Origin of the sequence: Cellulomonas chengniuliangii, from assembly GCF_024508335.1 — a bacterium.
Lineage (GTDB): Bacteria > Actinomycetota > Actinomycetes > Actinomycetales > Cellulomonadaceae > Cellulomonas_A > Cellulomonas_A chengniuliangii.
This window is the reverse complement of record NZ_CP101988.1, coordinates 107768-134261: the sequence shown is the minus strand read 5'-3', so window position 1 is coordinate 134261 and position 26494 is coordinate 107768. Positions and strand designations below refer to the sequence as shown.

Sequence of the window (26494 nt, the reverse complement as noted above, 5' to 3'; positions counted from 1 at the left end):
CAGCGGAGCCTAGCCTTGCTGGCGGCCACGCTCGCGGCGGCGTAAACCGGAAGCATGCGATGGTGGCACACGCTCGTCCGGCAGTACCCGTTGGTCCTCGCGACGCTCGGCGTGGCGGCCCTCGGCGGCGTCCTCGTCGCGGTGGGCGACCACGACGCGGCACGGTGGGTGGTCACGGGCTACGCCCTGGTCATCGCCGCCGTGCAGGCCGTCTCGATGATCCGGGAGCTGCGGGCCGGGACCTGGGGCATCGACATCCTGGCCGTCACCGCGATCGTGGCCACCGTCGCCGTCGGCGAGGAGTGGGCGGCGCTGGTCATCGTGCTGATGCTCACCGGCGGCGTCGCGCTCGAGGACTACGCGGCGGGGCGGGCGCGCCGTGAGCTGGCGTCCCTGCTGGACGCCGCGCCGCGGACCGCGCACGCCGTGGGACCCGACGGCTCGGTGGCCGACGTCCCCGTGGACGAGGTGCGCCCCGGCGACGAGCTGATGGTCACACCAGGGGAGGTTGTGCCCGTCGACGGCGTCCTGCTCGGTCTCCCGGCGGTCTTCGACGAGTCCTCCCTCACGGGCGAGTCCATGCCCGTCGAGCACGTCCCTGGCGACGGCCTGCTGTCCGGCTCGGTCAACGGGACCACCGGGGTGCGGATGCGCGCCACGGCCGCTGCGGGCGACTCCCAGTACCAGCACATCATCGCGCTGGTGCGCGAGGCATCGGAGTCCAAGGCGCCCTTCGTCCGGCTCGCGGACCGGGTCGCCGTCCCCTTCACCGCCGTCGCGTTCGCCATCGCGGGCCTGGCGTGGGCTGTCACCGGTGACGCGGTCCGCTTCGCCGAGGTGCTCGTGGTCGCGACGCCCTGCCCCCTGCTGATCGCCACGCCGGTCGCGTTCCTCGCGGGCTTGTCCCGCGCCTCGAGGAACGGGATCATCGTCAAGAACGGCGGCGCGCTGGAGAAGCTGGCCCGGATCCGGACAGCCGCGTTCGACAAGACCGGCACCCTCACCTTCGGGCGGCCCGACGTCGTGGCGGTCACCCCGAGCGACGGCCTGTCCTCAGACGAGCTGCTGCGGCTGGCGGCGAGCGTCGAGCAGGCCTCCAACCACGCGCTCGCCGCCTCGATCGTCGGCGCGGCGAGGGAACGAGGGCTGCGGCTCAGCCCTGCCGAGAACGTGCGGGAGAGCACCGGCCACGGGGTCAGCGCCCTAGTGGACGGGCACACCGTGGTGGTCGGGAAGGAGGGGTTCGTCGCCGAGGCCGTGGAGCCGACGGCCTCCCGCGAGGGGTGTGCGGTCGAGCCCGCCGACCTCGAGCCCGGCCAGCTCGCCGTGCACTTGGCCGTCGACGGGGCCTACGCCGGGGTCGTCACCCTGGCCGACGCGGTCCGGCCTGAGGCGCTGCACACCGTCACGCGGCTGCGCGGGCTCGGCGTGCGGCATGTCGTGATGCTGTCCGGCGACGCCGAAGCCACCGCGCGGCACGTGGCGGACGCGGTGGGTGTCGACGAGTACCGCGCCGACTGCCTGCCCGCCGACAAGGTGGCGGCGGTGCAGGCGATGTCAGACCGCCCGGTGATGATGATCGGCGATGGGGTGAACGACGCCCCGGTGCTGGCCGTGGCCGACGTCGGCGTCGCGATGGGGGCGAAGGGCTCGTCCGCCGCGTCCGAGTCGGCTGACGTGGTGATCCTGCTCGACGACGTGGACCGCGCCGCGTGTGCCGTCAGCATCGGGCGCCGGACGGTCCAGGTGGCCATGCAGGCCATCGCCATCGGGGTGGGCATCAGCCTGCTGCTGATGGTCGCCGCGGCGTTCGGCGCGATCCCCGCGATCGTCGGGGCGGGGCTGCAGGAGCTCGTCGACCTCACCACGATCCTGTGGGCGCTGCGCGCCTCCAGCCCACGCCGCAGCGAGCCCGCCGACGCCGAGTCGGCCCCCCGCCCGGTGCTGGTGGCCGCCACGCACGCCACCGCCTGAGCGGGTCTGGCGGCGACCTGGCCGAGAATGCGGCGATTCGTCATGAACAGGGTGGTCCACAGTTGTGGACAACTGTCCTAAACCGCCCATCTGGCCGTTGACCAGGGCAGATGGACGGCAGGCCTACCGGAAGAACTCGCCGGCCAGCCAGGTGGCCCCCAGGCTGAGGGCCCCCAGGCACACCACCAGGAACACGCCCACCCACACGATGCCGGGCACCCGGGTGAGCCGCGCCAGGATGTCCGCGTCAGAGGTGGCGCCACGGCTGCGGCGACGCGACGACTGCAGCTCGAGCACCGCCCGGGGCGCCCCGAGCAGCAGGAACCACGTCACCAGGTAGGCGAACGCGGACTGCTGCTCCGGGCTCCCCCACCACGTCACCCCCACCAGCACCGCGCCGCTGGCCAGCACCGACCACAGCCCGTACCAGTTGCGGATCTGCACCAGCAGCAAGGCCAGCGCCAGGACCAGCAGCCACAGCAGGCCCACGGCGTAGCCACGGCTCAGCAGCCATGCGGCGCCCAGCCCGAGGATCGCCGGGCCGACGTACCCGGCGAACGCGGTCGCGAACATCCCCGGCCCCCGGGGCTTGCCCACCGACAGCGTGAGGCCCGAGGTGTCCGAGTGCAGCCGGATGCCGCTGAGCCGCCGACCGGTCAGCACGGCGGTGAGCCCGTGCGCCCCCTCGTGCACGATCGTCAGCACGTGCCGGGTCAGGTGCCACAGGACGGGCACGGCCAGGCACACCAGCGCCACGGCCATCGCGCCCAGCACCACGGCATCCGGCGGGGCGGCCTGCGTGGTGGTGGCACGCTCCCATATCTCACGGAGCACGTTCACAGGTCAGCGGCCTCCGGTCGGGATCAGCACATCGGTTCCGGTGGCGGTCACCCGCACACCGTCGTGGACCACGGCCACCTCCGCGACCGTCATACCCTCGGGCAGCCCGTCGATCGGGATCGCGAGGTCGCTGAGCAGGTCGCCCAGGCCGCCTGGCAAGGACGCCGCGGCGATCTCGACGCCCCCGAGCTCCACGCCGGTCACGTCCACCCGGATCTCGCCGTCCTCCGCGCGCGGGGACAGGTGCGCCGACCAGGGCAGGCCGAGGGCGCTGCCCATGGCGATCAGCTGGTCCCCCTCGGGGGCCAGGCGCATCTCGATGCCAGTCCGCTCCGCCACGAGGTGCTCGAGCGTCGCGGAGCCGAGCGTGCCGGTGACCACCGCGTGCTCCACCGCGTACGGGGTGCGGGTGCTGACGCCTCGGGCCGTGACGTCCACGTCCGACAGAGGGGTTCCGTCGAGGGTGAGGGAGTTGGCACGGGCGGTCACCTCGCCCAGCGACCCGTCCAGCGCCTGGGTCAGGAACGGGAACCCGTGGATATCGACCTCCGGGGAGCCCGTCACGTCGAGGCTCTGCTCCACCCGGGTGGCGACGAGGCGCTCGGCCGCGGCCGCGGCGACCCGGTCGACGATCACCGCGACGCCCACGAGCAGCACGAGCACGAGGAGCAGGGTGAGGCCGGTGCGTCGTCTCATCGGGTCAGCGTAGGGAGTCGGCGGACGACGCGGGGCGCCTCGGAGCCGAATGGCCTCCGGGGCGCCCCGGGTCGTGCGCCTGCCGCAGGTCAGCTCGTCGGGGAGCCGTTCGAGCGGCCGGCCGTCACGGCGCCGGCAGCCGCGCCGCCCGCCACGCCGCTGAGCAGGCTGTTCAGGTCGAGCCCAGTGAGGGACTTGATGACGTCCTGGCCCTCGCTGAGCACCTGGGCGACGTTCTTGGTGAGCGACGAGGCCCCGTCCGTGGAGACCACCGTCAGCGAGTCGATGGCGCCCATCGGCTCGGCGGCCGCGCGGACGATCTCCGGCATGAGGCCGATGACCTGCTGCGCGAGGACGGCTGCGCCCTGCTCGCGCAGCGCCTCGGCCTGCGCCTTGGTGGCCTCGGCGGCGGCCAGGCCCTCGGCGCGGGCCGCGGCGGCGCGGGCCAGGCCCAGCGCCTCGATGGCCTTCGCCTCGGCGAGCTGGCGGTCCCGCTCGGCGTTGCCGGCCCGGATGGTCGCCTCTGCGGCGGCCTCCGCGTCCTGCACGGCGGCGACCTTGTTCGCCTCGGCGATGCGGGTCCGCTTGAACGCGTCCGCCTCGGTGGCCGCGTTCGCGGCGTCACGCTCGGCGTTGGCCTGCTGGACGGCGGCGTACGCGGCGGCCTCAGCCGGCTTGCGGACGTCGATGTCGAGCTGCTCCTCAGTGACCTTGGCCTGCTCCGCGAGCGCCTCGCGCTGCTCGGTGGCGACCAGGCGGTCCTGCTCGGCGCGGGCGAGCTGCCCAGCGGCCTCGGCGTTCGCGTTGGCCCGGTCGGTCTCGGCCTTGATGCCCGCCTGCTTCAACGAGAGGTCGCGCTGACGCTCGGCGATCTGCTCCATCGCCTGGATCTTGGCGAACTCCGAGACCTGCTGCGCCTCGGCCTCCTTGACCTCGGCGACCTGCCGCGCGCGGGCGGCCTCGGCGCGGCCCAGGTTGGCCAGGTAGTCGGAGCCGGGCGTCGAGATGTCGGAGATGTTGAGCAGGTCGACCTGCAGGCCCTGCTCGGCCAGGTCCGTCTTGGTCGAGGCGACGACCGCGTCCTGGAGGGACTTGCGGTCGGAGATGATCTGCTCGATCGTCATGTCGCCGATGATGGCGCGCAGCGAGCCCTCGAGGGACTCCTTGATGACGTCGGTCAGCGTGGCCTGCTGGGAGAGGAACCGCTGCGCGGCACGGCGCACGCCCTCCTCGTCGCCACGGACCTTGAAGTTGATGGACGCCTTGATGGCGAGCTTGATGCGGTTGCGGTCCACACCCTCGACGGTGATGCCGATCTGGCGCTGCTCGAGCGAGATCGGGAAGCCCTGCTGCAGCACCGGCCAGACGAACACCCGCCCGCCGACGATGACCCGCTGGCCGCCCTCGGGCGTCGCGGCGTTCCGGCCCGCGCCCCGCCCGACGATGATCAGGGCCTCGTTCGGGGGGACCCGGCGGATGCGCTTGGTGATGAGGGCGATCACCGCGAAGAACGCGATGATGAGGGCGGCGACGGCGATGACGGCCGCACCGCCCGAGAAGATGTCAGCCATGGCGATCCCCGGTGGCCCGGGGCTCCTTTCGTCGGTGCGAACGGGACGGTGCTGCAGGGTGGTGCTGCGTCAGGCGCTCCCTCGCGCCGACGCCGGTCAGGCCTTGGTGACGCGCACGCGCGAGCCGGAGACCCCGGTGACGACGACCCGCTGGCCGGGCTCGAGGACCTCGTCCGACCAGGCGAGCCGGCTCTCGAGGTCACGGACCCCTTCGAGCCGCACCTCGCCGCCCTCGGGGCCGGTGGTCGCCGTCAGGACGCCGAAGGCGCCCTCGAGCGGAGGCGGCGGGGCGTCCTCGCTGTCCGCCAGCCGGTTGATCATGACCTGCGCCACGGCGGTGGAGACCGCCGCGAACACCACGGCGAAGACGTAGGTCCACACGGTGGCCAGATCGTTGGCCACGGCGATCACGCCGCTGGCGCCGAAGACCACGGCGCCGATGCCGATCGCGGAGCCGGAGAGCCCGACATCGCCGAAGCTCACCTCGCCGAAGACCTCGCCCAGCACGAGCGAGACGACGAGCAGGAGGAGGCCGATGCCTCCGATGACGGAGAAGAGGAGCACGGGGGGCCGCTTTCGACGGTGGGCGGGTGCCGTCAGTATGACGGCTCCGACGAGGCCGCGGGCGGCCTACCAGGTCAATTGTTCAGGTGAGCGCCCGGACTTGCGCCCCGGGCTGGGCCGAGGGGCGCCCGGCGTCAGGAGAGCCCGAACCCGCACACCACGGCGAGGCGGTTGCCCGCGGCGTCGCCCTCGGCGTACTTCGCGGTCATCTCCTCCTGCGCCAGCTCGTACGTCTCCGGGGCGAAGATCGCGAGCAGTGCGTCGACGTCCGCCACGTGCTCCGCGCCCAGGTCGGCCTTGGCTGCCGTGCCGAGCTGCTGCACGGTGTCGAGGATCGTCTCGGGCACATCGCCCTCCCCCGCCCCCGTCACGACGCCCAGGAGGCTGTGCGGGTCGTCGCCGAACAGGATCTCGCAGCCGCGCGGCACGCCCGAGAGGCCCGCCACCGCTGCCGGCAGGGCGAGCCCGCCCTCGACGACGGGAGCGGCCGCCTCGACCGGCGCCTCGCTCGGAGCAGACTCGGGCTCCACGGCGCCAGGCGCCGCCGCGCCGGCCTCTGCCTCGTCGAGGTCGGTCGCCTCGACCGCGACGACGGCGTCCTCCGCCCGCACGATCGCCGCGCCCGCGACGACGAAGACGATGGCCACCGCGACCGTCGTGGCGAAGGCGAGCGCCGAGACGGCGATCCCGCCGATGGCCAGGCCCTTGCCCGCCTGACCGGTGCGACGCACCCGCACCAGCGCCGCGATCGACAGCGCGAGGCCGACCGGCCAGGCGACGAACGCGACGATCAGGCCGGCGATGGCCAGACCGTCGGTGCCGATGGGGGCGGGGGCGGGCGGCGGGCCCGCCATCTCGTCAGCGTCCGGTGTGGCGTCCGGCGTGGCGTCCTCGCGCCCGGCCGCCTGCGCGTCGTCGCCCTGGTCCGGGCCGGCCTCCGGCGGAACGGGGCCGGGTGTCGTGGGGTCGGTCGTCGCCTGCGAGTCGGACACGGTCTCTCCGGGGGATTCATGGGGTGCGAGGGGGCGCATGGGGGGTGCGCCGGGGCGATCGTGCTGCTGAGGTCGAGAGCGGGCAGACGCCTCGCGGGCGAGCCAAGCACGCCCGTAGCCGCGGCGATGACGACGTCCGGCATGTGGCCGGTTCGGGCGCGTTCGCGTGGTCCATCCCGTTCGCGTGTCCGACCGGTGGCACGGAGGGGAAACTGATTCGCGCGCGCGGCCACCCGAGGGGCACGCTGTCCCTGGCGCTCGAGACGCAGCCGGCAGCCGGCCCGCCATCGCGCCATCCCGTCAGTCCGCACCCTTCCTCTGGAGAGATCGTGACCGCGCCCTCGGGCTCTACGCCGCCGACCGGCGCACTGGCGACGAACACCAGCCCATGGCGGGGCGCGCACCGGATCGTGACGGTCGGACTGGTGGCCCTCGCGAGCCTCTCCGCGTTCGAGGCCCTGGCCGTGTCGACCGCGATGCCGACGGTCGCGGCCGCCCTGGACGGGTTCAGCCTCTACGCGATGGCCTTCGCCGCGCCGATCGCGTCCGGCGTGGTCGGCATGACCGTGGCGGGCCTGTGGGCCGATCGGCGCGGGCCCGGGCCGGCGCTGGTGTGGGGCGTCGTGCTGTTCGTCGCCGGGGTGCTCGTCGCCGGGCTGGCGCACACCATGCCGATGCTCGTGGTCGGGCGGGTGGTGCAGGGCATCGGATCAGGCCTCGAGACCGTCGCGATGTACGTCGTGGTCGCACGGGCCTACCCCGCGGCGGTGCGACCACGGGTGTTCGCGGCCTTCGCCGCCGCCTGGGTCATCCCCGGCGTGGTGGGGCCGCTGATCGCCGGGCTGATGGTGGAGCACCTGGGCTGGCGGTGGGTGTTCCTCGCGGTGCCCGCGCTGGCGATCCCCGCCCTGCTCGCCGTCCGGCCCGCGCTGGCCGGCCTCGGCCCCGCGCCCCGCGACGCGGAGGATCCCGAGGACGAGGACGCCCCCGCGGAGCCCCGCGGCCGGACCGGGCCACGCCGCCTGCTGCTGCTCTCCGTGGTCGCCGCGACGGCGGTGATCGCCCTGCACCACGGCGGCCAGCAGTCCGGCGCCAGCGCCGTGGTGTGGATCGTCGTGGCGGGCGCGGCGCTGGTGGTCGGCCTGCCGCCGTTGCTGCCCGTCGGGACGCTGCGCTCGGGGCGCGGCCTGCCCACGGTGATCCTGCTGCGCGGGCTGATGAGCGCGGCTTTCTTCGGCGGCGAGGTCTTCCTGCCGCTGCTGCTGCAGACCCGGCACAGCCTCAGCCCGTCCGGGGCCGGGGCCGTGCTGACGTTCGCGGCGGTGACCTGGTCGCTCGGCTCGGCCGTGCGCGGGCGCGCCACCGGGTGGAAGGACACCACGTTCCTGCGCGGCGGGACGCTCGGGATGGCGGCCGGCATCGTGCTCGCGGCGCTGCTCGTGGCGCCCGCCACCCCGGTGGCGCTGGGCTACGCCGGGTGGGCGCTGGCCGGGTTCGGCATCGGGCTCGCGATGCCCACCACCTCGGTGCTGACCCTGCAGCTCTCGGCCCCCGCCGAGCAGGGCTCCAACAGCTCCGCGCTGCAGATCATGGACTCCGTCGCGACGGCCCTCGCCCTGGCCCTGGCCGGGTCCTTGTTCACCGCCCTGGGCGGTGAGTCCTCGGACTCCGCGTTCGTCGCCGGGTTCGCCGTCGCCGCCGCGATCGCACTGCTCGGCACAGCCCTCTCGGGGCGCGTCCTCCCCGCGCGCGGTCTGGGGGCCCGCCCACCGGCGCCCGGCGCTGTGCCCGGGCGCACGGCTCCCGAGCACGGGTCGCCACCGTTGTCCACGATGTGAGCACTGGGAAGAACCGTCCGCCTCGCGGCGGTTGTCGCTTTCATGGACATCGCTCGTGACCCGGGGCTCACCCCTGCCCCCACCCGCGCGCGCATCAGCGCCGGGCTGGTGCTGCTGCTCTCCGCCCTGACGGCCATCGGGCCGTTCACGTTCGACACCTACCTCGCGGCGTTCCCTGAGATCACGGCCGACCTGGGCGCCACATCGGCCGCCGTGCAGCTCACCCTGACCGCGTCCCTGGCGGGCCTGGCGGCGGGGCAGCTGCTGATCGGGTCGCTCTCGGACACCTTCGGGCGGCGGCGCCCGCTGCTCGTGGCGCTGGCCGTGTACTCGGTCGCCTCGGCCGCGATGCTGCTGGTGCAGTCCATCGAGGTGTTCACCGCGCTGCGCGTGGTCCAGGGATTCACCGCCGCCGCGGGCATGGTGCTCTCGATGGCGATGGTGCGTGACCGCTTCGAGGGCGACGCGGTGTCGAAGGTCATGGCCCGACTGATGCTGGTGGTCGGCGTGGCGCCCGTGCTCGCGCCGACCATCGGCGCCCAGCTGCTGCACTTCGGGTCCTGGCGGCTGATCTTCGGGTTCCTGGCCGCGGTCGGAGCCGCGCTGCTGGTGCTCGCCGCGACGGCGCTGACGGAGACCCTGCCGGTCGAGCGCCGCCGCACCGGCGGCACAGTCGCCGCGCTGCGCTCGTACCGCGAGCTGCTGATGGACCGGGGCTTCCTGGGGCTGGCGCTGCTGTCCGCCTTCTACCTCGCGGCGATGTTCACCTACGTCTCCTCGTCCACGTTCGTCTTCCAGGACGGGTACGGGCTCACCGCCCAGGAATTCGGCTGGGTGTTCGCGGGGGGCGCGGTGTCGATCACCGCGGGCACGCAGATCGCGGGCGCGCTGGTCGGGCGGTTCCGGCCGCAGCAGATCCTGGCGGGCGGCGTGGTGGCCGGGGTGGCGGTCTCGGTGGTGCTCGTGGCCGTCGCGGTGGCGGGGGCGCCGTTCTGGCCGCTGACGCTTCTCATGATGCTGACCCTCGGCACCGTGGGGCTGGTGATGCCCTCGGCCCCGGCGATCGCGCTCGAGTCGAACCCGCACCGCGCAGGCTCGGCCGCGGCCCTGCTCGGCGCCCTGCAGTTCGGCCTGGGGGCCGTCATCGCGCCGCTCACCGGGATCGGCGGGCCTCCCAGCCCGCTGGTGATGGCCGTGTTCATGAGCGGCACGATCCTCGTCTCCGCGCTGCTCCTGCTGCTGGTGCGCCGCGGCTGGCGGCAGGGTCGGAGCATGGTCGTGGAACCGGACGAGGCGCCGATGCAGCGGCGCGCCTCGGTCGGCGTGCCGCTCGCCACAGACTGACCCCTCGCCGCGCGGGCAGCGCGGGATGCCGGTAGGAATGTCGGGCATGACAACCATCGGGCTGCATGCCTCGCACGAGCAGGTCCATCCGACCGCGCTGCTCAGCGCGGTCCAACGCGCCCAGGAGGCGGGTTTCGGGGCGGCGATGTGCTCCGACCACTTCGCGCCGTGGAGCGAGCGGCAGGGGCACTCCGGGTTCGCCTGGTCGTGGCTCGGCGCCGCGCTGGCCACCACGGACCTGCCGATGGGTGTGGTCAACGCCCCGGGACAGCGGTACCACCCGGCGATCGTCGCGCAGGCCTCGGCCACGCTCGCGGCGATGTTCCCCGGCCGGTTCTGGGTGGCGCTCGGATCGGGCGAGAACGCGAACGAGCACATCACCGGCGACCGGTGGCCGGACAAGGCGGCCCGTGACGCCCGCCTGCGCGAGTGCGTCGAGGTCATCCGCGCGCTGCACGCCGGCGAGGAGGTCACCCACCACGGGCTGGTCACGGTGGACCGGGCACGGGTGTGGACGCTGCCGGAGGTCCCCCCGCTGCTCATCGGCCCCGCGGTGTCCGTCGAGACCGCGCGGGCGCACGCCGCCTGGGCGGACGGCCTGATCACCACGAACCAGCCGATCGAGAAGCTGCGCGCGATCGCGGCGGCCTACCGGGATGCGGGGGGCCGCGGCGACCTGGCGCTGCAGGTGCACCTGTCCTGGGCGCCGGACGAGCAGGCGGCGATGGCCATCGCCCGCGACCAGTGGCGGACGAACACCTTCGCGCCGCCGGTGTGCTGGGACGTCGACTCCCCGGAGGCCTTCGACATCATCGGCGAGCACGTGCCCGACTCGCAGGTGCGCGGCACCGTCCTGGTGGGCTCCGACGTGGGCCGGCTGGCCGACCAGATCGCCGAGCTCGCGGACGTCGGCTTCGAGCAGGTGTACCTGCACCACGTGGGCCAGCACCTCGAGGAGTTCGTGGACGTGTTCGGCGAGCACGTGGTCCCGCGGCTCAGCGGCGCGGGGGTGGCGGCATGAGGATCACCGACACGGGCGACCTGTGGTGGAAGAACGCCGTCGTCTACTGCCTGGACGTCGAGACCTTCATGGACTGGAACGGCGACGGGATAGGCGACTTCGCCGGCCTGACGCAGCGCCTGGACCACCTGGCCGACCTCGGCGTCACCTGCCTGTGGCTCATGCCGTTCTATCCGACGGCGGAGAAGGACGACGGCTACGACATCACGGACTTCTACGGCGTGGACCCCCGGCTGGGCTCCCATGGGGACCTTGTCGAGATGATCCGCACCGCCCGGGACCGCGGCATACGCGTGATCGCCGACCTGGTGGTCAACCACACCTCCGACAAGCACCCCTGGTTCAAGGCAGCACGGTCCAGCAAGGACAACCCGTACCGCGACTTCTACGTGTGGCGTTCCGACCCGCCCCCGCCGACGCAGCACGAGGTGGTCTTCCCCGACCAGGAGACGTCCATCTGGGAACTCGACGAGAAGACCGGCGAGTACTACCTGCACCGGTTCTACAAGCACCAGCCCGACCTCAACGTCTCGAACCCCAAGGTGCGGGACGAGATCGCGAAGGTCATGGGCTTCTGGCTCGAGGTGGGGCTGTCCGGGTTCCGGGTGGACGCGGTGCCGTTCCTGCTCGAGGGCGCCGAGGTGGAGCCGGGCTCTGAGGACGGCGACCCGCACTCCTACCTGCGTGCCCTCCGCTCGTTCCTGGGCCGCCGCGCCGGCGACGCGATCCTGCTGGGCGAGGTGAACCTGCCGCACGCCGAGCAGGTGGAGTACTTCGGCAGCAGCGACGGCGACGAGCTGACGATGATGTTCGACTTCGTGGGCATGCAGAGCCTGTACCTGTCGATGGCCCGGCACGACGCGGCCCCGCTCGAGAAGGCGCTGCGCGACCGCCCGCCCATCCCCCGAGACGCCCAGTGGGCCACGTTCGTGCGCAACCACGACGAGCTGACCCTCGACAAGCTGACCGAGGGCGAGCGCCAGGAGGTGTTCGCGGCGTTCGGCCCGGACGAGGACATGCAAGTCTTCGGCCGTGGCCTGCGCCGCCGGCTGCCCCCGATGCTGTCGGGCGACCCCCGGCAGATCCGGATGGCCTACTCGCTGCTGTTCTCGCTGCCGGGCACCCCGGTGCTGTTCTACGGCGAGGAGATCGGCATGGGCGAGAACCTGGCCGCCCCCGGGCGGATGGCCGTGCGAACGCCGATGCAGTGGACGTCGGGCAAGAACGGCGGGTTCTCCACGGCGGCCCGCCGGCGCCTGCCCGGGCCGGTGGTGGAGGGCGGCTTCGCGCCCGAGCACATCAGCGTGGCCGAGCAGCGCCACGACCCCGACTCGCTGCTCTCGTTCATCCAGCAGCTGATCCGCCGGTACCGGGAGTCCCCCGAGCTGGGCTGGAGCGGCGTGGAGGTGCTGGACCAGCCGCACGCCGCGGTGTTCGCCCACCGCGCCACCTGGGACGACGGGTCCCTCGTCGCGGTGCACAACCTGGGCCCGGAGCCGTTGACCGTGCCGCTGCGGCTGCCGGACCTCGACGCGGAGACCGAGCTGGTGGACCTGCTGGACCACGGGTCGCTGGCGTGCGACGAGCGCGGCTCGGTGGAGGTGGCCCTGGAGGGCTACGGCTACCGGTGGCTGCGCGTGGTGACACCGGGGGCGCGGCGGCTGGTGTGACCGGGCGGGCTACTCGTAGCTGACGGCGTCGAGCACCGGCAGCCGGGCGGCGCGCAGGCCCGGCCACAGCGCGGCGAGCACCCCGACGACGATGGCCAGCAGCACCATGCCGAGCAGGCTCACCCACGGCACGGCCAGGTCGGTGAGCCCGTCGTCCGCGAAGACCGTGGGCATCGCGGAGGCGAGCGCGACGCCCACGGCGAGACCGACCACGGTGCCGAACACGGCGGTGAGGATCGACTCGATGGTCACGGTGCCGGCGAGCTGGAGCCGCCCGAGCCCGACGGCGCGCAGCAGGCCGATCTCGCGGGTGCGCTCGATCACCGACAGCGCGAGCGTGTTGACGATGCCCAGCACCGCGATGACGATCGAGAGCCCGAGCAGCGCGTACAGGATCACCAGCACCTGGTTGACCTGGTCCGCGAGCCCGGCGACGAACTGCTCGGTGTCGAGCACGGAGACGACCAGGTAGGGCCGGACGGCCTCGGTGAGCTGCGCGCGCAGGCCGTCCACGTCGGCCCCGGGGGCCGCGGTGACGAACACCGTCGGGATGGCGCGCTCGACCGCGGGCACGAGCGAGTCGAAGACCTCGGGCGAGACGACCAGCGGGGAGGGGATCGCCGACGAGTCGATGATCGCGCCGACGCGCAGCTCCCGGGAGCCCGAGCCGCCGGTGAGCGTGATCCGATCGCCGACCTGCCAGCCCTCGTCCTTCGCGGCCCCGCGCTGCACCGCGACCTCGTCGTCCTCGAGGGTGTCCCGCAGGCTGCCCTCGACCTCCTCGACCTGGAGGCTGCGGCCGATGGTGGCCGGGTCGATCCCCGCGAGCAGCACCCCCGACTCGTCACCCTCGGGGCCGCGGACCAGCGCCTGGCCGGCGTAGAAGGCGTCCGCGGCGGCGACATCGGGCAGCGCGCGCACCGCCGTGAGGGCGTCGGTGGGGATGGTCCCTGACGCGGGCGTGCTGAGGATGTAGTCGGTGGTGGCCTCGCGGGCCACGATCGCCTGGGTCGACGCGGTGGTGGAGGCCGCGATCACGGCGGCCGCCCCGACCAGGGCCATGCCGATCATCAGCGCGCCGGCGGTGTTCGCGGTGCGCCGCGGGTTGCGCACCACGTTGCCCCGGGCTAGGCGCCCCACCGGCTTGATCCACGCGACGAACGGCGTGGCCAGGGTCCCGATGCTCGCCCGGGCGATCACCGGGGCCAGCAGGAGCATGCCGAGCACCACCCCGGCGGCCCCGTAGCCGAGCAGCTGCGGCGCGCCGTCGGCCTCGGGGCGCCACACCGCGGCCAGCACCCCGGCCGCTCCCAGCAGGGCCAGCACGGCCCCCACGACAGCCCTGAGGCGCAGGGGCCGCTCCGGGGCGGTCGACTCGTCGCGCATCGCCTCCACGGGCGGCACCACGGCGGCCCGACGTGCCGGCACGAACGCCGCGACGAGGCTGACCAGCGTGCCGACGCCCAGGGAGATCGCCACCGTGGAGGCGTTGAGCGGGATGCTGCCCGTGAGCGTCATCCCCATCGACTCCAGGACGCGGCGCAGCACCTCGACCAGCGCGAGTCCGCCCGCGATGCCCAGCGCGGCGCCGATCACGCCGATGACCGCGGCCTGCAGCAGGATCGAGACGAGCACCTGTGTGGGCGAGGCGCCCACAGCGCGCAGCAGGGCGAACTCGCGGGTGCGCTGGCGCACGGACATCGCGAACGTGTTGGCGATGATGAACGCCCCGACGAACAGCGAGATCGCGGCGAACACGAGCAGGAATGTCAGCACGAAGCCGAGGATCGCCTCGACGGCCGCGCGCGACTCGGCGCGCGCGTCGTCGCCGGTGACGGCCTGCGCGGGGGCGTCCGCCGGCGCCGCGTCCCGCACCACCGGCGCGAGCCTGTCCGTCAGCGCCGCCTCGCTCAGGTCGCGCTCGCCGTACACCGCGATCGTGGACACCATGCCGTCGGGGGCGAACAGCGCGCGGCCGGTCGCCGGGTCGAGGTACACGAGCGTGGCGCCCGCGGCGGAGCTCACGGCGTCCACGTCGCCGACCACCTGGACGCTCTGCAGCGCGCCGCCCAGCACCACGGTGGTGGTGTCCCCCACCGCCAGCCCGGACGCCTCGAGGGTCGAGTGCTCGAGGGCCACCTCGCCCGGCTGCTCCGGGAGGCGCCCCGCGACCACGTCCACGCCCCGCGACTGCGGGTACAGCACCACGGCGAAGCTGGGCGCCTGCGTGCTCTGCACGGCGGTGCCGTCGGCGCCCACCAGCACCACCGGCCCGCTCAGGTCGGGCAGCGCCGCGGTGACGCCGTCGACGCCCGCCACCACGTCGGCCAGCCCGATGGGCACCTGGTTGCGGGCATCCGAGGTCTCGCCGCCGACGGTGGACTCCCCGGGGGCGCGATCAGCGCCGCGCACGTACGCGTCGCCGAGCATCGACGTCTCGACGATGTCGGTGAACGTCGAGGAGAGCATGGTGCGCAGGGCGAAGGTGCCCGCCACGAACGCGATGCCCAGCGCCACCGCGAGCATGGTGAGCAGGAAGCGCACGGGGTGGGCGCCGATGCCCCGCAGCGCGACCCGGAGCATCAGGGCGCCTGGTGTCGGGCGGGGCGGCCGGGGTCCCCGGAGCCGTCCAGGCCCTCGGGCGGGAGCCCGCTCATCGAGCCCAGGGCCTCGAGCACCGTGGCCGGGGTGGGGTCCACCAGCTCCCCGACCAGGCGCCCGTCCGCGAGGAAGAGCACCCGGTGCGCGTACGCGGCCGCGGTCGGCTCGTGGGTGACCATCACCACCGACTGGCCCAGGTCGTCCACCGACCGGCGCAGGAACCCCAGCACCTCCGCAGAGGACTCGGAGTCCAGGTTGCCGGTGGGCTCGTCCGCGAAGACGACGGCGGGCCGCGACATCAGCGCCCGAGCGCACGCGACGCGCTGCTGCTGGCCGCCGGACAGCTCTGAGGGCTTGTGGTGCAGGCGGTCGCGGAGCCGGACGGCGTCGACCACCGTGTCGAAGAAGTCGCGGTCCACAGGCTGGCGCGCGATGTCCAGGGGCAGCGTGATGTTCTCCCCGGCGGTCAGCGTCGGCACCAGGTTGTAGGCCTGGAACACGAACCCGAGCCGGGTGCGGCGCAGCTTGGTGAGCCGGCGCTCGCTCATCCGGCTGACGTCGTCGCCGTCGACCTCGGCCGATCCCTCGGTGGGCCGGTCGAGCCCCGCCATGCAGTGCATGAGCGTCGACTTGCCCGATCCGGACGGCCCCATGATCGCGGTCAGCTCGCCGCGACCGAAGTCCACGTCGACGCCGTCGAGCGCGCGGACCGCCGTGTCCCCCGAGCCGTACGTCTTGACCAGGCCGCGGGCCCGAGCGATCGGGCCGCCGGCCACGACCGGCTGCGCCGTTCCACCGGGTGAGGCATGCGTCATGGCTGACCTCCCGCGGGTGCTCGCGGCCCATGCCGGCGAGATCCCCCGGCCAGCGTAGGAGAACCCCGGACATGACGCCGCCGGGGCGCGACGTGCGCGCCCCGGCGGGGTCAGGCCACGGCCTGGGCGGGAGACCGCCAGGCCGGCGCCGGGCTACTCGTAGCTGACGGCGTCAAGCACCGGCATCCGCGCGGCCCGCAACGCGGGCCAGAGGGCGGCCAGCACCCCGACCACCAGCGCCAGCACCAGCATCGAGCCGAGGCTGGCCCACGGGATGGACAGTGTGCCGAGCCCGTCGTCGGTGAACACCTTCTGCAGCGCCATGGCCAGGCCCACGCCGACCGCGAGGCCCACGACCGTGCCGAACAGGGCGGTGAGCACCGACTCGATGGTCACCGTCCCGGAGAGCTGCAGCCGGCCCAGGCCCACGGCCCGGAGCAGGCCGATCTCGCGGGTCCGCTCGATCACCGACAAGGCCAGCGTGTTCACGATGCCCAGCACGGCGATGATGATCGACAACCCGAGCAGCGCGTACAGGATCACCAGCACCTGGTTCACCTGGTCGGCGATACCGGCGACGAACTCGTCCTTGTCGAGCAGCGAGATCACCACGTACGGCTCGAGCGTCGAGCTCAGCGCCGCGCGCGTGTCCTCGAGGTCCACGCCGTCGGCGCTGGCGATGAACACGTTCGCCGCATAGCGCTCGCCCGGCACGATCATCTCGTCGTACATGTCCTGCGACATCGCGGATCCGACCCCCAGCGCGTTGGAGCTGAAGATCGCCCCCACCGTCACGTCGTGCGCGCCGGCGCTGCCCAGGAAGGTCAGCTCGTCGCCCACCGTCCAGCCGTGCTCCTCGGCGACGGACTCCTGCAGCGCGATCTGCCCGTCGTTGAGCGCGGCCTGCAGGTCGCCCTCGACCTCGTCGACGTCGAGGCTGCGCCCGAACGCGGCGGGGTCCATGCCCGAGGTGGAGACCAGGCTGTCCGAGGCCGGGGTCACCCCCACACGGTCGGCGAGGAACACGCCGTAGTACAGCGCGTCGACCGAGCCCACCTCGGGCAGGTCGCGCATCTCGTCGATGGCCTGCTCCGGGATGGCGCTGTTCGTGGCGGCGGAGACGATGAAGTCGGACACTGCCTCCTTCTTGACCACGGTGCCCAGCGACGCCTGCGTGGTGGCCGCGATCACGGTGGCCGCCCCGACCAGGGCCATGCCGATCATCAGGGCGCCGGCGGTGTTGGCGGTGCGGCGCGGGTTGCGGACCACGTTGCCGCGGGCCAGCCGCCCCACGGGCCGGACCAGCGCCACGAACGGCGCGGCCAGCACGCCCAGGGCGCCCCGGGCGAGCACGGGCGCCAGCAGCAGCATCCCGATCACGACGGCCGCGGCGCCGATGCCGAGCAGCGTCTCGCCGCTCTCCAGCTCGGGCTGCAGCGCGGCGATCACCACGCCCACGACACCAAGCCCGCCGATCACGCCTCCGGCGATCGCCCGCACCCGCAGCGAGCGCTCGGTGGTGGCGACGTCGTCGCGCATCGCCTCGACGGGCGGGACCATCGCGGCACGGCGCGCCGGGAGGAACGCGGCGCCGACGCTGACCACGGCGCCGATCACCACGGACATGACCACGGTCGACGTGTCGAGCGGGATGTCGCCCACCAGGCTCATGCCCATGGACTCGAAGCCCACCTTCAACAGCGACACCAGCCCCACGCCACCGGCGACGCCGATCAGCGAACCGACCACGCCGACCACGGCGGCCTGGAGCAGGATCGAGGACAGCACCTGCGTGGGCGAGGCGCCCACGGCCCGCAGCAGCGCGAACTCGCGCATCCGCTGGCGCACCGACATGGCGAACGTGTTGGCGATGATGAAGCCGCCCACGAACAGCGCGATCCCCGCGAAGACCAGCAGGAACGTCGAGATGAAGCCGATCTGGCTGGCGACGTCGTCGCGGGACTCGACGCGCATCGCGTCGCCGCCCACCACCTCGACGGGAGTGTCGAAGCCGGCGACGGCCTCGTTGACGGCGTCGACGATCTGCTGCTCGGTGGTCCCGTCCTCGCCGTACACCGCGATGGTGGCGACCATGCCGTCGGCGGCGAAGTCGGCCGTGGCCGTCTCGAGGTCGACGTAGGCGATCGTGGCGCCGGCCATCGGGCCGCCGGGGTCGATCTCGCCGACCACCTCGACGTCACGGAGATCCCCGCCGACCACCATGCGCGTGGTGTCGCCGACCTCCAGGCCCGAGCTGGCCAGGGTCACCGTCTCCAGGGCGATCTCGCCAGAACCCTGGGGCGCGCGGCCGGCGATGACCTTGCTGGTGCGGTCCCGGGGGTCGTAGCTGACCGAGAAGCTGGGGGCCTGGGTCGACTGCACCGCGGTGCCGTCGGCGCCCACCAGCACCATGAGGCCGGAGATCTCGGGGAGGGCCGCGTGGACCCCGTCGACGTTGGAGAGCTCGTCGGCGAGCGCCACCGGGATGCGGTTGCGCGTCGGGCCGACCTCGGTGCCGGTCGTGGAGGCGCGGATCGACTCGTCACCGCCGCGGACGTACGCGTCGCCCAGCATCGTCGAGTCGACGATGCCCGTGAAGGTGGCCGAGAGCATGCCGTTGAGCGAGAACGTGCCCGCGATGAACGAGATGCCCAACGCGACAGCGAGGAGCGACATCAGGAAGCGCACTAGGTGCGCGCGGATGCCCCTTAGCGCGACGCGCCCCATCAGACGGCTGCCGGTGACGCGGCCTGGCGCGCGCGGGAGGAGACCGAGCCGAGCATCTCCAGCACCGACGCCGGGGTGGGGTCGAGCAGTTCGCCGACCAGGCGGCCGTCGGCCAGGAACAGCACCCGGTGCGCGTAGGACGCGGCCGTCGGGTCGTGCGTGACCATGACGATGGACTGGCCCAGGTCGTCGACCGAGCGGCGCAGGAAGCCCAGGACCTCCGCGGCGGAGGTGGAGTCCAGGTTGCCGGTGGGCTCGTCGGCGAAGACGACCGCCGGGCGCGAGACGAGCGCACGCGCGCACGCCACCCGCTGCTGCTGGCCGCCGGAGAGCTCGTTGGGCTTGTGCCCCAGGCGGTCCTCGAGCCCGACGGCCGCCACCACGGCGTCGAAGTGCGCCTTGTCCACGGGACGGCGCGCGATGTCCAACGGCAGCGTGATGTTCTCGGCAGCGGTCAGCGTGGGCACCAGGTTGAACGCCTGGAAGACGAAGCCCAGGCGGGTGCGGCGCAGCTTGGTGAGCTGGCGCTCGTTCATCTTGCCGACCTCGTCGCCGTCCACCACGATCGAGCCCTCGGTGGGGCGGTCCAGCCCTGCCATGCAGTGCATCAGGGTCGACTTGCCCGATCCCGACGGGCCCATGATCGCGGTGAGCTGGCCGCGCCCGAACTCCACGTCGACGCCCGCGAGCGCATGCACCGCCGTCTCGCCCGAGCCGTATGTCTTGACCAGTCCCCGTGCGGTCGCGATGGGCGGCGTCGCGGGATCGGGCGAGGTGACGGCTGAGGCGGGACCTATCGGGGCGGTGCTCATAAGACTTCCCATCGGTGGTGATGCGGACTGGTGACCAGGACATCGTGCCTGTTCACCGGCGTGACCAGCGATCAGTTAACGCCCTGATTAGACCCCGAGTGGCCTCATCCGCAGGTCAGGGTGCCCCCGATGCCCTGCGGGGCGCCTGGCCGGCCCGAGCCCGTGTGGCCTCGCCCATCCGGCCGACCGTGCCTAGCCTGGAGGGACACGAGGGTGTGCCATTCGCCGGTCTCGGGTAAGAGGTTGCGCTCATGCCGTGGTCAGTTCTGATCGTCCTCTTCGTTCCCGCAGCGTTCTTCTGCGTGCTGTGGGCGGTGTTCCCCAGCCCTGACGAGCCGCCCCGCTGGAGGCGCCGTCTGCGGGCCGCGATCGGCCGGTTCTGGGACCGGCTGCACCCGCGGCGACGACGCGCGCGCGACCTCGCGGCGGAGGTCCGCCTGGACAAGGTCGGCGACGGGAAGATCGCCGTGCCCGATCCGTTCCTGGCCCTGCGGGTGCAGACCAGGCTCGGCAAGGTCGCCGAGCTGGCGCGGACCATCGAGGACGAGCCGCGCTCGATGGCCCGGGCTGAACGCCTCATCGCCACCCAGCTCGCCTACGACGACCTGCTCGCGGAGGCCTGCCAGCTCGCCGGGGTGCAGCTGCGCAACCGCGCGAAAGGGGACCCGCAGGAGAGGTTCCGCAAGGAGGTCGAGCTCGCCGAGCGCGGCTGGACCTGGTGACGGGCCGCCCACCCCGGATCACCAGGTCCAGCCGTCCACCTCCACGGCGCCCGCGTCACCAGAGCCGGTCGCGGACGGCCTCCAGGTCGGGGCCGGTGAGCCACGACGCCGCCAGGGCCGCGCGGTTCTGGGCGACGAAGTCCGCCACGGTGAACCCGAGAGCCTCGGCGACCGCCGCGTAGTCGCCGGCCAGGTCCGTGCCGCCCATCGCCGGGTCGTCGCTGCCCATCGACATGGACAGCCCGGCGTCGCGCAGCAGCCGGAACGGGTGCTCGGCCATCGGCCCATGGAAGTTGTATGTGGTGGACAGCCACGCGTAGGTCACGTGGATGCCCTCCGCCCGGACCCGCGCTGCGAGCGCCGGGTCCCGCGCGAGCGCGTACCCGTGGTCCAGCCGCGTGCAGCCCAGCAGGTCGAGGCAGTCGGCGACCTCCTGGGCGACGAACCGCTCCCCCGCGTGTGCCGTGACGGGCAGCCCGCCGTCCCGCGCGATGACGTAGGCCTCGACGAAGTCCGCCGGCGGCCCCGCCAGCTCGTCACCGTCCATGCCCAGCCCGACGACGAGGTCGCGTGGACCCGCCACCACGTCCCGCGCCATCGCCGCAGCCCGCGCCGGGCTGTGCGCCCGGTACACCGACGGGATGAGGCGCGCGACGATCCCGGTGTCCGCGCGGGCTTGGCGCACGCCCGCGGTCAGGCCGTCGAGCAGCTCGGGGTAGGCGAGCGTGGGGTGCAGCGTCGGGTTGACGAACATCTCCCGGTAGACGACGTTCGAGCCGCGCGACGCGTCGACGAGCGCTTCGTAGGTGATCCGGGCGACGTCCTCGCGGGTGACCACCGCCGCGCTGAGCCGCTCGAAGACCTCCATGAAGCTGGCCATGTCGTGGTACGCGTACACCTGGGCGGGGTCGTCGGAGGGCAGTGCCACACCGTGGCGCCTGGCCAGGTCGATGAAGGTCTCGGGGCGGACGCAGCCCTCCAGGTGGCAGTGCAGCTCCACCTTGGGCATGTCCCGCAGCTGCTGGGCCAGCGAGAGGTTGGGCTCGGCGCTCATCCGGCGAGCCAGGTGACGAGGCGGTCCCAGAGGTCGACGTACCCGTCCCAGTCCAGGAACTCCGGCGGCGCCCAGTGCGGCGCGATGTCCGAGGTGAAGGCGCCCGTGCGGCCGGCGCCGTAGCCGCCCACGACGAGCAACGGGTGGCCGGCGCAGGTCGCGAGGACCTGGGCGTCGTCCTTGGCGACGACCTCGTTGAGGCCGAGGAGCGCGGGCCACACCGGCGCGAGCCCGGCCACCACTTCGTGATCGGCGGAGACGTGGGGCTGGGCGCCGACGGGCAGCTCGACGCGATCGTCGCGGTCCAGCACCCGCACGGGGAGGGCCTCCCCCAGCGGGGCCCGACCCCACCGGCCCTTGGCGTCGATCCCGCTGAACGTCAGATACCCGCCCACCATGAGCAGCCCGCCGCCGCGCTCGACGTGGGCGCGCAGCAGCTCGGACTTGTCCGGCGCGGGGACGGAGCCGGAGAACGTCTGCGGCGGGAGCTGGAAGCTGTTCGCCCCGACATCGGAGACCACCACCACGTCGTAGGGCGCGTACCCCTCGACGGTGGTGGGCAGCCGCTCATGGATGGTGTGCGAGGGCACGTACGTCACCTCGTGGCCGCGAGCGCGCAGGGCCGCGAGGAACGCCGCCCCGCCTTCCTGGTACTCGGAGGTGGTGAAGGAGTCGAAGCCCTTCTGGTGGATCGAGTGGATGAACCAGGACTCTCCGACGACGAGGACGTGCGGCACGGGATCTCCTTCAGGACGGGGCGGGGGATGTCGACCCGCCGACCACGAGGTCACCGGGCAGGGTCAGGACCTGGGGCGCCCGGCGGCCGGGGCCGGGGGTCGAGGTCGTCTGGGCGTCCACGGCGTCGAGGACGAGGCCGACGGCGCGCTGGGCGATCGCGGCGATCGGCTGCGCGTACGTCGTCAGGGTGGGGTGCAGGTAGCGGCCCAGGCGGATGCCGTCGAAGCCGGCGACGGCGATGTCCTCGGGCACGCGCACACCCCGGGCGCGCAGCGCGGCGAGGGCGCCGATGGCCATCATGTCGTTGGCCGCGAAGAGCGCCGTGGGCCGGCTCCGGCCGTCGAGCAGGCGGAGGGCGGCGGCGTACCCGGACTCCTCGCTGAAGTCGCCCTCGAGCTCGCCGCCCGACCGCGGGTCGAGGCCTCGTTCCAGGAGTGCGCGCCGGTGCCCGCGGGCACGCTGGTCGGCGACGTCGAGCCCGCGTGGCCCGCGCAGGTGCGCGATGTCGCGGTGCCCCAGCTCCGCCAGGTGCGCGACGACGTCCCGGGCGCCCGCGACGTTGTCGCACTGCACCACGGTGGTGCGGATCGTCGAGGGCGCGCGGTCGAAGGCGACCACCGGGACCTCCACGTGCCGGGCCCGCGGCGTGGCCCCCGTCCGCTCCATCGAGCCCACCAGCAGGACGCCGTCCACCAGGCGCGAGCCGGCCACACGGACCGCCTCGACCTCGGGGTCGCCGGTGCTGATGAGCAGCAGCGAGCAGCCGCGCCGGGCGATCTCCGGGGTGACGCCGGCCACGAGCTCGGGGAAGAACGGGTTGGTGATGGTGGGCACCACGAGCGCGATGTTGCGGGTGCGCTGCTGGCGGAGGTTCTGCGCCGCGGGCGTGGGGTGGAAGCCGAGCTCGTCGATCGCGGCCCGCACCCGGTCGAGGGTCTCCTGGGCGACCCGCGCGGTGCCGTTCACGGCACGCGAGACGGTCGCCGTGGAGACGCCTGCGCGCCGGGCCACGTCCTCGACGGTCACCCGTCCTGCCATGGTGCGACCTCCTCGTCGCCGTGGGATGTAAAGGTTTACATCCCACGGGGCAGTTCTTAGCAGGGTTCGAAAGCCCAGGTCAACGCGCACGGAGCGGCGCGTTGCGTACATGGCGTTACATCCCTACGAACTGCACATGGCACAGAAGATGATCATCGACACGGACACCGCCTCCGACGACGCCGTCGCCCTCGTCCTCGCGCTCACCGACGCGCGCGTGGACGTCCTGGCGGTCACCGTCGTCTCGGGCAACGTCCCGCTCAGCATGGGCGTGCAGAACGCCCTCTACACCCTCGAGCAGTGCGGCTCGACGGTCCCCGTGCTCGCTGGCGCCGACCGCCCGCTGGTCCGCGAGCACGTGTTCGCGCACGACGTCCACGGCGCCGACGGCATGGGCGACATCGGGCTCCCGCTGACCGGCCGCGAGCCGGTCGAGGGGCACGCCGTGGACCGCATCATCGAGCTCGCGCGCGCCCACCCGGGCGAGATCACCCTGGTGACCCTCGGCCCGCTGACCAACCTGGCCCTGGCCCTGCGCAAGGCCCCGGACATCGCCGGCCTGTTCGCCCGGGTGGTCATGATGGCGGGGACGGGCGACCACACCGGGAACGTCACCCCCACCGCCGAGTTCAACGTCTACGTGGACCCCGAGGCCGCCGACATCGTGTTCACCTCGGGGCTGCCGCTCGAGATGGTCGGGTGGGACGTCTCGCGCAACGACGCCACGATCACCCCCGCGGACTCCGTGCGTCTCGCGGCCACCGGGCCGCTCGGCGAGTTCTGCACCCGCATCCAGCGCCAGCTCGTCGAGTTCTGCCGCGAGGTGACGCACATCGACGGGTTCGACCTGCCGGACCCGGTCACCATGGCCGTGGCCATCGACCCGTCGATCGCGCTCCGGGGCATCGACGCCTACGTCCGCGTCGAGACCGCGGGCACGCAGACGCTGGGCATGACGGTGGTCGACCACCTGGGCGTCACCCAGAAGCCGCCGAACACCCGGGTGGTGCTGGCGGCCGACCGCGAGCGCTTTGTGGACATGCTGCTCACGGCCTGCGCCGGCTGACCCGCGCCGGGCTCCGGGCCGCCGCGGCGGTCCGGAGCCTGGGGCGTCAGCGACCGGTCGACTCCCGCACCACGAGCGTGGGCCGGAAGATGCTCTTGTGCACGGGCGCGTCGGGGCGCCCGGCCCGCTCGTCGAGCAGCCGCACCGCCTCGGCGGCCATCGCGTCGATGGGCTGGCGCACCGAGGTGAGCCGCGGCACGGTGAGCTGCCCCAGCAGCAGGTCGTCGTAGCTGACGACCTTCACCTGCTCGGGGACGGCCACCCCCGCCTCGCGCAGCGTGCCGAGCAGGGCGACCGCGATGATGTCGGCGCCGCACACGATCGCGTCGGGCAGCTCGTCGCGGCCCAGGAGCTGGCGTGCCGCGTCGACGCCCCACTCGATGCTGAACTCGCCGAGCAGGGTGGAGCCGTCCGCGCCGTCGGCGCCGTCTGCGGGCCCCATGAGCTCGCGGAAGGCCTTGTGCCGCTCGTACGCCGTGCTCGTGCGGGGCTTGGCCCCGACGTAGACGATCGAGCGGCAGCCGCGCGCGCGCAGATGGTCCACGCAGAGCCGCAGCCCGTCGGCGTTGTCGCTGCCGACGTAGTCGGTGCTCGCCGCGTCCGCCCACCGGTCGAACAGCACCACCGGCCCTTGGCGTGCGGCGGCCTCGATGGCCGGCACGGAGTCGAACGCGGTCACGGGCACCACGATGAGCCCGTCGACCATGCGCTGGACGAGCAGCTCGATGCGCTGGGCCTCGGTCTCGACCGACTCGCGGGCGTCGCACAGGATGAGCGAGCGGCCGCTGTCGGCGAGCTCCCTCTCGACGGCCTCGACGGCGGCGATGAAGTACGCGTTGCTGATGGACGGCACCACCATGCCGACGGTGTCGGTGCGCTGGGTGCGGAGCGCGCGCGCGAAGACGTTGGCGGTGTAGCCCAGCTCGCTGCTGGCCTTCAGCACGCGGCGGGCCATCTCGGGGTTCACCGAGGTGCTGTGCGTGAGCACCCGGGAGGCGGTGGCGGTCGAGACGCCGGCCGCGGCGGCGACATCCCGCACGGTGACCTTGCGCCCCATCATCGATCCCCGTTCCGCGCGTGGCCCGGCCCCGGCGGCTGGCCGGTTCGGGAGGCGCCGGGCTGCGCCGGCGCCGGAGATGCTACCCGCGCCGCATTCCTGCCACTTCCTGCCGGGCTGGGGACGATGGCGGCCCCAGCCTCTGCGGTGGTCGTCCCCATGGGCCCCCCTCGATCGTCCGCCCGGGACACGCGCGCCGGATCCGGCAGCGTGAGTAATCCATTACCGAGACCGAACTGTAACCAGAGGAGCACTTCCCCACAATGGGCCGAAGGTCGCCCGTGCAGGGCCTTGACAATCACACATCGCAGGCCGTTTGATCAGGGCCACGGCTCAGAGAACGATCTCTGAGCAGACTGCGATCAAAGGGTCGGGCAATGGAGCCTGAGCGCATGGACGTGACCGTGGTGGGAAGCGTCAACATCGATCTCGTCGCCTCTGTCGACGAGCTTCCCCGTCCGGGCGAGACCGTGTCCGCGACCGGCTACGCCGAGTTCCTCGGCGGCAAGGGCAGCAACCAGGCCATCGCCGCCGCACGGCTCGGCCGCCGCGTCGCGTTCGTCGGCCTCACCGGGGACGACCCCGACGCCGCCGAGGTCCGTGCCGCGATGCGCGGCGAGGGCATCGACCTCCGCCACCTCGGCGCCCAGCCGCAGACCCCCACCGGCCGCGCCATGGTCCAGGTCGACTCCGCCGCCGAGAACAGCATCGTCGTCGTCGCCGGCGCCAACGGCTGCCTCTCCGCCCGCCACGTCGAGGCCGCCGGGCCGACCGTCGCCGAGGCCGCCGTCGTCGTCGCGCAGCTCGAGGTGCCCCTCGACGCCGTGCTCGCCGCGGCGCGCGCCGCCCGCGGCTCGTTCGTCCTCAACCCCGCCCCCGCCCAAGCCCTGCCCGCGGAGATCCTCGACCTCGTCGACGTTCTCGTGGTCAACGAGATCGAGTACGAGGCCGTCACCGGGCGGCCCCTGCCCCCCGACCCCGCGACGCTCGCCGCCGAGCTCGCCGCCGACACCGCCATCAGCGGCTCGGTGGTGGTGACTGTCGGGGAGCGTGGGGCCTTCGTGTGGGACGGCGCCGAGCTGTCCCACGTCACCGCCCCCCGGGTCGCGGTCGTCGACACGACCGGCGCCGGCGACACCTTCATCGGGGCCCTCGCCGACGCGCTCAGCCGCGGCGAGGACCTCGTCGCCTCGGCCCGCTGGGCCGCCCACGCCGGAGCCGTCTCGGTGGGCTCCCTCGGAGCCACCACCGGGATGCCGCGTCCGGAGGCCGTGCGCGCCTCCCTCGCCCGGGCCGCGGAGCCGCTGGGCTCCCCGCCCCCGGGGCCCTGAACGACCTGTCCAACCCCCGCAAT

General features: G+C 73.4%; 20 protein-coding genes and 1 pseudogene. 8 read left to right on the top strand and 13 right to left on the bottom strand.

Annotation, left to right across the window (positions count from 1 at the left end; genetic code table 11):
• Positions 1–54: 54 nt before the first annotated feature.
• On the top strand, positions 55–1974 hold the full coding sequence (locus tag NP064_RS00595) for a heavy metal translocating P-type ATPase (protein ID WP_227568438.1): 1920 nt from the start codon (positions 55–57) through the stop codon (positions 1972–1974).
• Between the two features lie 123 nt (positions 1975–2097).
• Here NP064_RS00595 and NP064_RS00590 read toward each other — a convergent pair whose 3' ends face one another.
• The 5 genes from NP064_RS00590 to NP064_RS00570 all read right to left on the bottom strand — a co-directional run bounded on the left by NP064_RS00590 (position 2098) and on the right by NP064_RS00570 (position 6637).
• A complete protein-coding gene (locus tag NP064_RS00590; protein ID WP_227568439.1) occupies positions 2098–2814 on the bottom strand; it encodes a M50 family metallopeptidase in 717 nt (238 codons plus the stop codon).
• Between the two features lie 3 nt (positions 2815–2817).
• Positions 2818–3510: an LmeA family phospholipid-binding protein gene (locus NP064_RS00585; RefSeq protein ID WP_227568440.1), complete on the bottom strand. Its 693-nt coding sequence runs from the start codon at positions 3508–3510 to the stop codon at positions 2818–2820.
• A gap of 89 nt (positions 3511–3599) precedes the next feature.
• Positions 3600–5081, bottom strand: a complete 1482-nt coding sequence (locus NP064_RS00580) for an SPFH domain-containing protein (RefSeq protein ID WP_227568441.1) — start codon at positions 5079–5081, stop codon at positions 3600–3602.
• Positions 5082–5177: 96 nt separating this feature from the next.
• On the bottom strand, positions 5178–5645 hold the full coding sequence (locus tag NP064_RS00575; RefSeq protein ID WP_227568442.1) for an NfeD family protein: 468 nt from the start codon (positions 5643–5645) through the stop codon (positions 5178–5180).
• 134 nt (positions 5646–5779) lie between these two features.
• Positions 5780–6637: a DUF4190 domain-containing protein gene (locus tag NP064_RS00570; RefSeq protein WP_227568443.1), complete on the bottom strand. Its 858-nt coding sequence runs from the start codon at positions 6635–6637 to the stop codon at positions 5780–5782.
• 329 nt (positions 6638–6966) lie between these two features.
• Here NP064_RS00570 and NP064_RS00565 point away from each other — a divergent pair, with 329 nt between their 5' ends.
• From NP064_RS00565 to NP064_RS00550, 4 genes and pseudogenes are all read left to right on the top strand, one after another.
• The gene (locus NP064_RS00565; RefSeq protein ID WP_227568444.1) at positions 6967–8475 is read left to right on the top strand and encodes an MFS transporter; all 1509 of its coding nucleotides are present in this window, start codon (positions 6967–6969) and stop codon (positions 8473–8475) included.
• A 42-nt stretch (positions 8476–8517) separates the two neighbouring features.
• A complete protein-coding gene (locus NP064_RS00560; protein ID WP_227568445.1) occupies positions 8518–9819 on the top strand; it encodes a multidrug effflux MFS transporter in 1302 nt (433 codons plus the stop codon).
• Positions 9791–10840, top strand: a pseudogene (locus NP064_RS00555) (TIGR03885 family FMN-dependent LLM class oxidoreductase); the annotation flags it as partial. The gene NP064_RS00560 and the pseudogene NP064_RS00555, both read left to right, overlap by 29 nt.
• Positions 10837–12510: an alpha-amylase family protein gene (locus tag NP064_RS00550; protein ID WP_227568447.1), complete on the top strand. Its 1674-nt coding sequence runs from the start codon at positions 10837–10839 to the stop codon at positions 12508–12510. The pseudogene NP064_RS00555 and the gene NP064_RS00550, both read left to right, overlap by 4 nt.
• Positions 12511–12519: 9 nt before the next feature.
• Here the strand turns inward: NP064_RS00550 and NP064_RS00545 are convergent, their stop codons facing one another.
• The 4 genes from NP064_RS00545 to NP064_RS00530 all read right to left on the bottom strand — a co-directional run bounded on the left by NP064_RS00545 (position 12520) and on the right by NP064_RS00530 (position 19465).
• The gene (locus tag NP064_RS00545) at positions 12520–15093 is read right to left on the bottom strand and encodes an ABC transporter permease (RefSeq protein WP_227568448.1); all 2574 of its coding nucleotides are present in this window, start codon (positions 15091–15093) and stop codon (positions 12520–12522) included.
• On the bottom strand, positions 15093–15926 hold the full coding sequence (locus NP064_RS00540; RefSeq protein WP_227568449.1) for an ABC transporter ATP-binding protein: 834 nt from the start codon (positions 15924–15926) through the stop codon (positions 15093–15095). The genes NP064_RS00545 and NP064_RS00540 overlap by 1 nt, the downstream gene beginning before the upstream one ends.
• Positions 15927–16079: 153 nt before the next feature.
• On the bottom strand, positions 16080–18602 hold the full coding sequence (locus NP064_RS00535; protein ID WP_227568450.1) for an ABC transporter permease: 2523 nt from the start codon (positions 18600–18602) through the stop codon (positions 16080–16082).
• Positions 18603–18652: 50 nt separating this feature from the next.
• Entirely contained in the window at positions 18653–19465 is an 813-nt protein-coding gene (locus tag NP064_RS00530; RefSeq protein ID WP_227568451.1) for an ABC transporter ATP-binding protein, read from the bottom strand.
• 251 nt (positions 19466–19716) lie between these two features.
• Between NP064_RS00530 and NP064_RS00525 the strand changes: the two genes are divergently transcribed.
• The gene (locus NP064_RS00525) at positions 19717–20187 is read left to right on the top strand and encodes a hypothetical protein (RefSeq protein ID WP_227568452.1); all 471 of its coding nucleotides are present in this window, start codon (positions 19717–19719) and stop codon (positions 20185–20187) included.
• A 55-nt stretch (positions 20188–20242) separates the two neighbouring features.
• Here NP064_RS00525 and add read toward each other — a convergent pair whose 3' ends face one another.
• The 3 genes from add to NP064_RS00510 are packed head-to-tail and all read right to left on the bottom strand — an operon-like array spanning position 20243 to position 23017.
• On the bottom strand, positions 20243–21241 hold the full coding sequence (add, locus tag NP064_RS00520) for an adenosine deaminase (protein WP_227568453.1): 999 nt from the start codon (positions 21239–21241) through the stop codon (positions 20243–20245).
• Positions 21238–21978, bottom strand: a complete 741-nt coding sequence (locus NP064_RS00515) for a glutamine amidotransferase (RefSeq protein WP_227568454.1) — start codon at positions 21976–21978, stop codon at positions 21238–21240. The genes add and NP064_RS00515 overlap by 4 nt, the downstream gene beginning before the upstream one ends.
• Before the next feature lie 10 nt (positions 21979–21988).
• Positions 21989–23017 carry a LacI family DNA-binding transcriptional regulator gene (locus NP064_RS00510; protein ID WP_227568455.1) on the bottom strand — a complete coding sequence of 343 codons (1029 nt, stop codon included), beginning with the start codon at positions 23015–23017 and terminating at the stop codon, positions 21989–21991.
• Positions 23018–23153: 136 nt separating this feature from the next.
• Here NP064_RS00510 and NP064_RS00505 point away from each other — a divergent pair, with 136 nt between their 5' ends.
• Positions 23154–24083, top strand: coding sequence for a nucleoside hydrolase (locus tag NP064_RS00505; RefSeq protein WP_227568456.1), 930 nt, complete (start codon positions 23154–23156; stop codon positions 24081–24083).
• A gap of 46 nt (positions 24084–24129) precedes the next feature.
• On the opposite strand, the gene NP064_RS00500 is transcribed toward NP064_RS00505, so the two are convergent.
• On the bottom strand, positions 24130–25143 hold the full coding sequence (locus tag NP064_RS00500) for a LacI family DNA-binding transcriptional regulator (protein WP_256813732.1): 1014 nt from the start codon (positions 25141–25143) through the stop codon (positions 24130–24132).
• A 389-nt stretch (positions 25144–25532) separates the two neighbouring features.
• Here NP064_RS00500 and NP064_RS00495 point away from each other — a divergent pair, with 389 nt between their 5' ends.
• The gene (locus NP064_RS00495) at positions 25533–26471 is read left to right on the top strand and encodes a ribokinase (protein ID WP_256813731.1); all 939 of its coding nucleotides are present in this window, start codon (positions 25533–25535) and stop codon (positions 26469–26471) included.
• Positions 26472–26494 lie beyond the last annotated feature (23 nt).

Excerpts from the sequence above, each read along its gene's own strand:
- NP064_RS00510 (WP_227568455.1), bottom strand. The coding sequence starts at position 23,017 with ATGGCAGGACGGGTGACCGTCGAGGACGTGGCCCGGCGCGCAGGCGTC.
- NP064_RS00505 (WP_227568456.1), top strand. The coding sequence starts at position 23,154 with ATGGCACAGAAGATGATCATCGACACGGACACCGCCTCCGACGACGCC.
- NP064_RS00500 (WP_256813732.1), bottom strand. The coding sequence starts at position 25,143 with ATGATGGGGCGCAAGGTCACCGTGCGGGATGTCGCCGCCGCGGCCGGC.
- NP064_RS00545 (WP_227568448.1), bottom strand. The coding sequence starts at position 15,093 with ATGCTCCGGGTCGCGCTGCGGGGCATCGGCGCCCACCCCGTGCGCTTC.
- NP064_RS00525 (WP_227568452.1), top strand. The coding sequence starts at position 19,717 with ATGCCGTGGTCAGTTCTGATCGTCCTCTTCGTTCCCGCAGCGTTCTTC.
- add (WP_227568453.1), bottom strand. The coding sequence starts at position 21,241 with ATGAGCGCCGAGCCCAACCTCTCGCTGGCCCAGCAGCTGCGGGACATG.
- NP064_RS00535 (WP_227568450.1), bottom strand. The coding sequence starts at position 18,602 with ATGTCGCTCCTCGCTGTCGCGTTGGGCATCTCGTTCATCGCGGGCACG.
- NP064_RS00495 (WP_256813731.1), top strand. The coding sequence starts at position 25,533 with ATGGACGTGACCGTGGTGGGAAGCGTCAACATCGATCTCGTCGCCTCT.
- NP064_RS00540 (WP_227568449.1), bottom strand. The coding sequence starts at position 15,926 with ATGACGCATGCCTCACCCGGTGGAACGGCGCAGCCGGTCGTGGCCGGC.
- NP064_RS00530 (WP_227568451.1), bottom strand. The coding sequence starts at position 19,465 with ATGAGCACCGCCCCGATAGGTCCCGCCTCAGCCGTCACCTCGCCCGAT.
- NP064_RS00595 (WP_227568438.1), top strand. The coding sequence starts at position 55 with ATGCGATGGTGGCACACGCTCGTCCGGCAGTACCCGTTGGTCCTCGCG.
- NP064_RS00550 (WP_227568447.1), top strand. The coding sequence starts at position 10,837 with ATGAGGATCACCGACACGGGCGACCTGTGGTGGAAGAACGCCGTCGTC.
- NP064_RS00560 (WP_227568445.1), top strand. The coding sequence starts at position 8,518 with ATGGACATCGCTCGTGACCCGGGGCTCACCCCTGCCCCCACCCGCGCG.
- NP064_RS00580 (WP_227568441.1), bottom strand. The coding sequence starts at position 5,081 with ATGGCTGACATCTTCTCGGGCGGTGCGGCCGTCATCGCCGTCGCCGCC.
- NP064_RS00585 (WP_227568440.1), bottom strand. The coding sequence starts at position 3,510 with ATGAGACGACGCACCGGCCTCACCCTGCTCCTCGTGCTCGTGCTGCTC.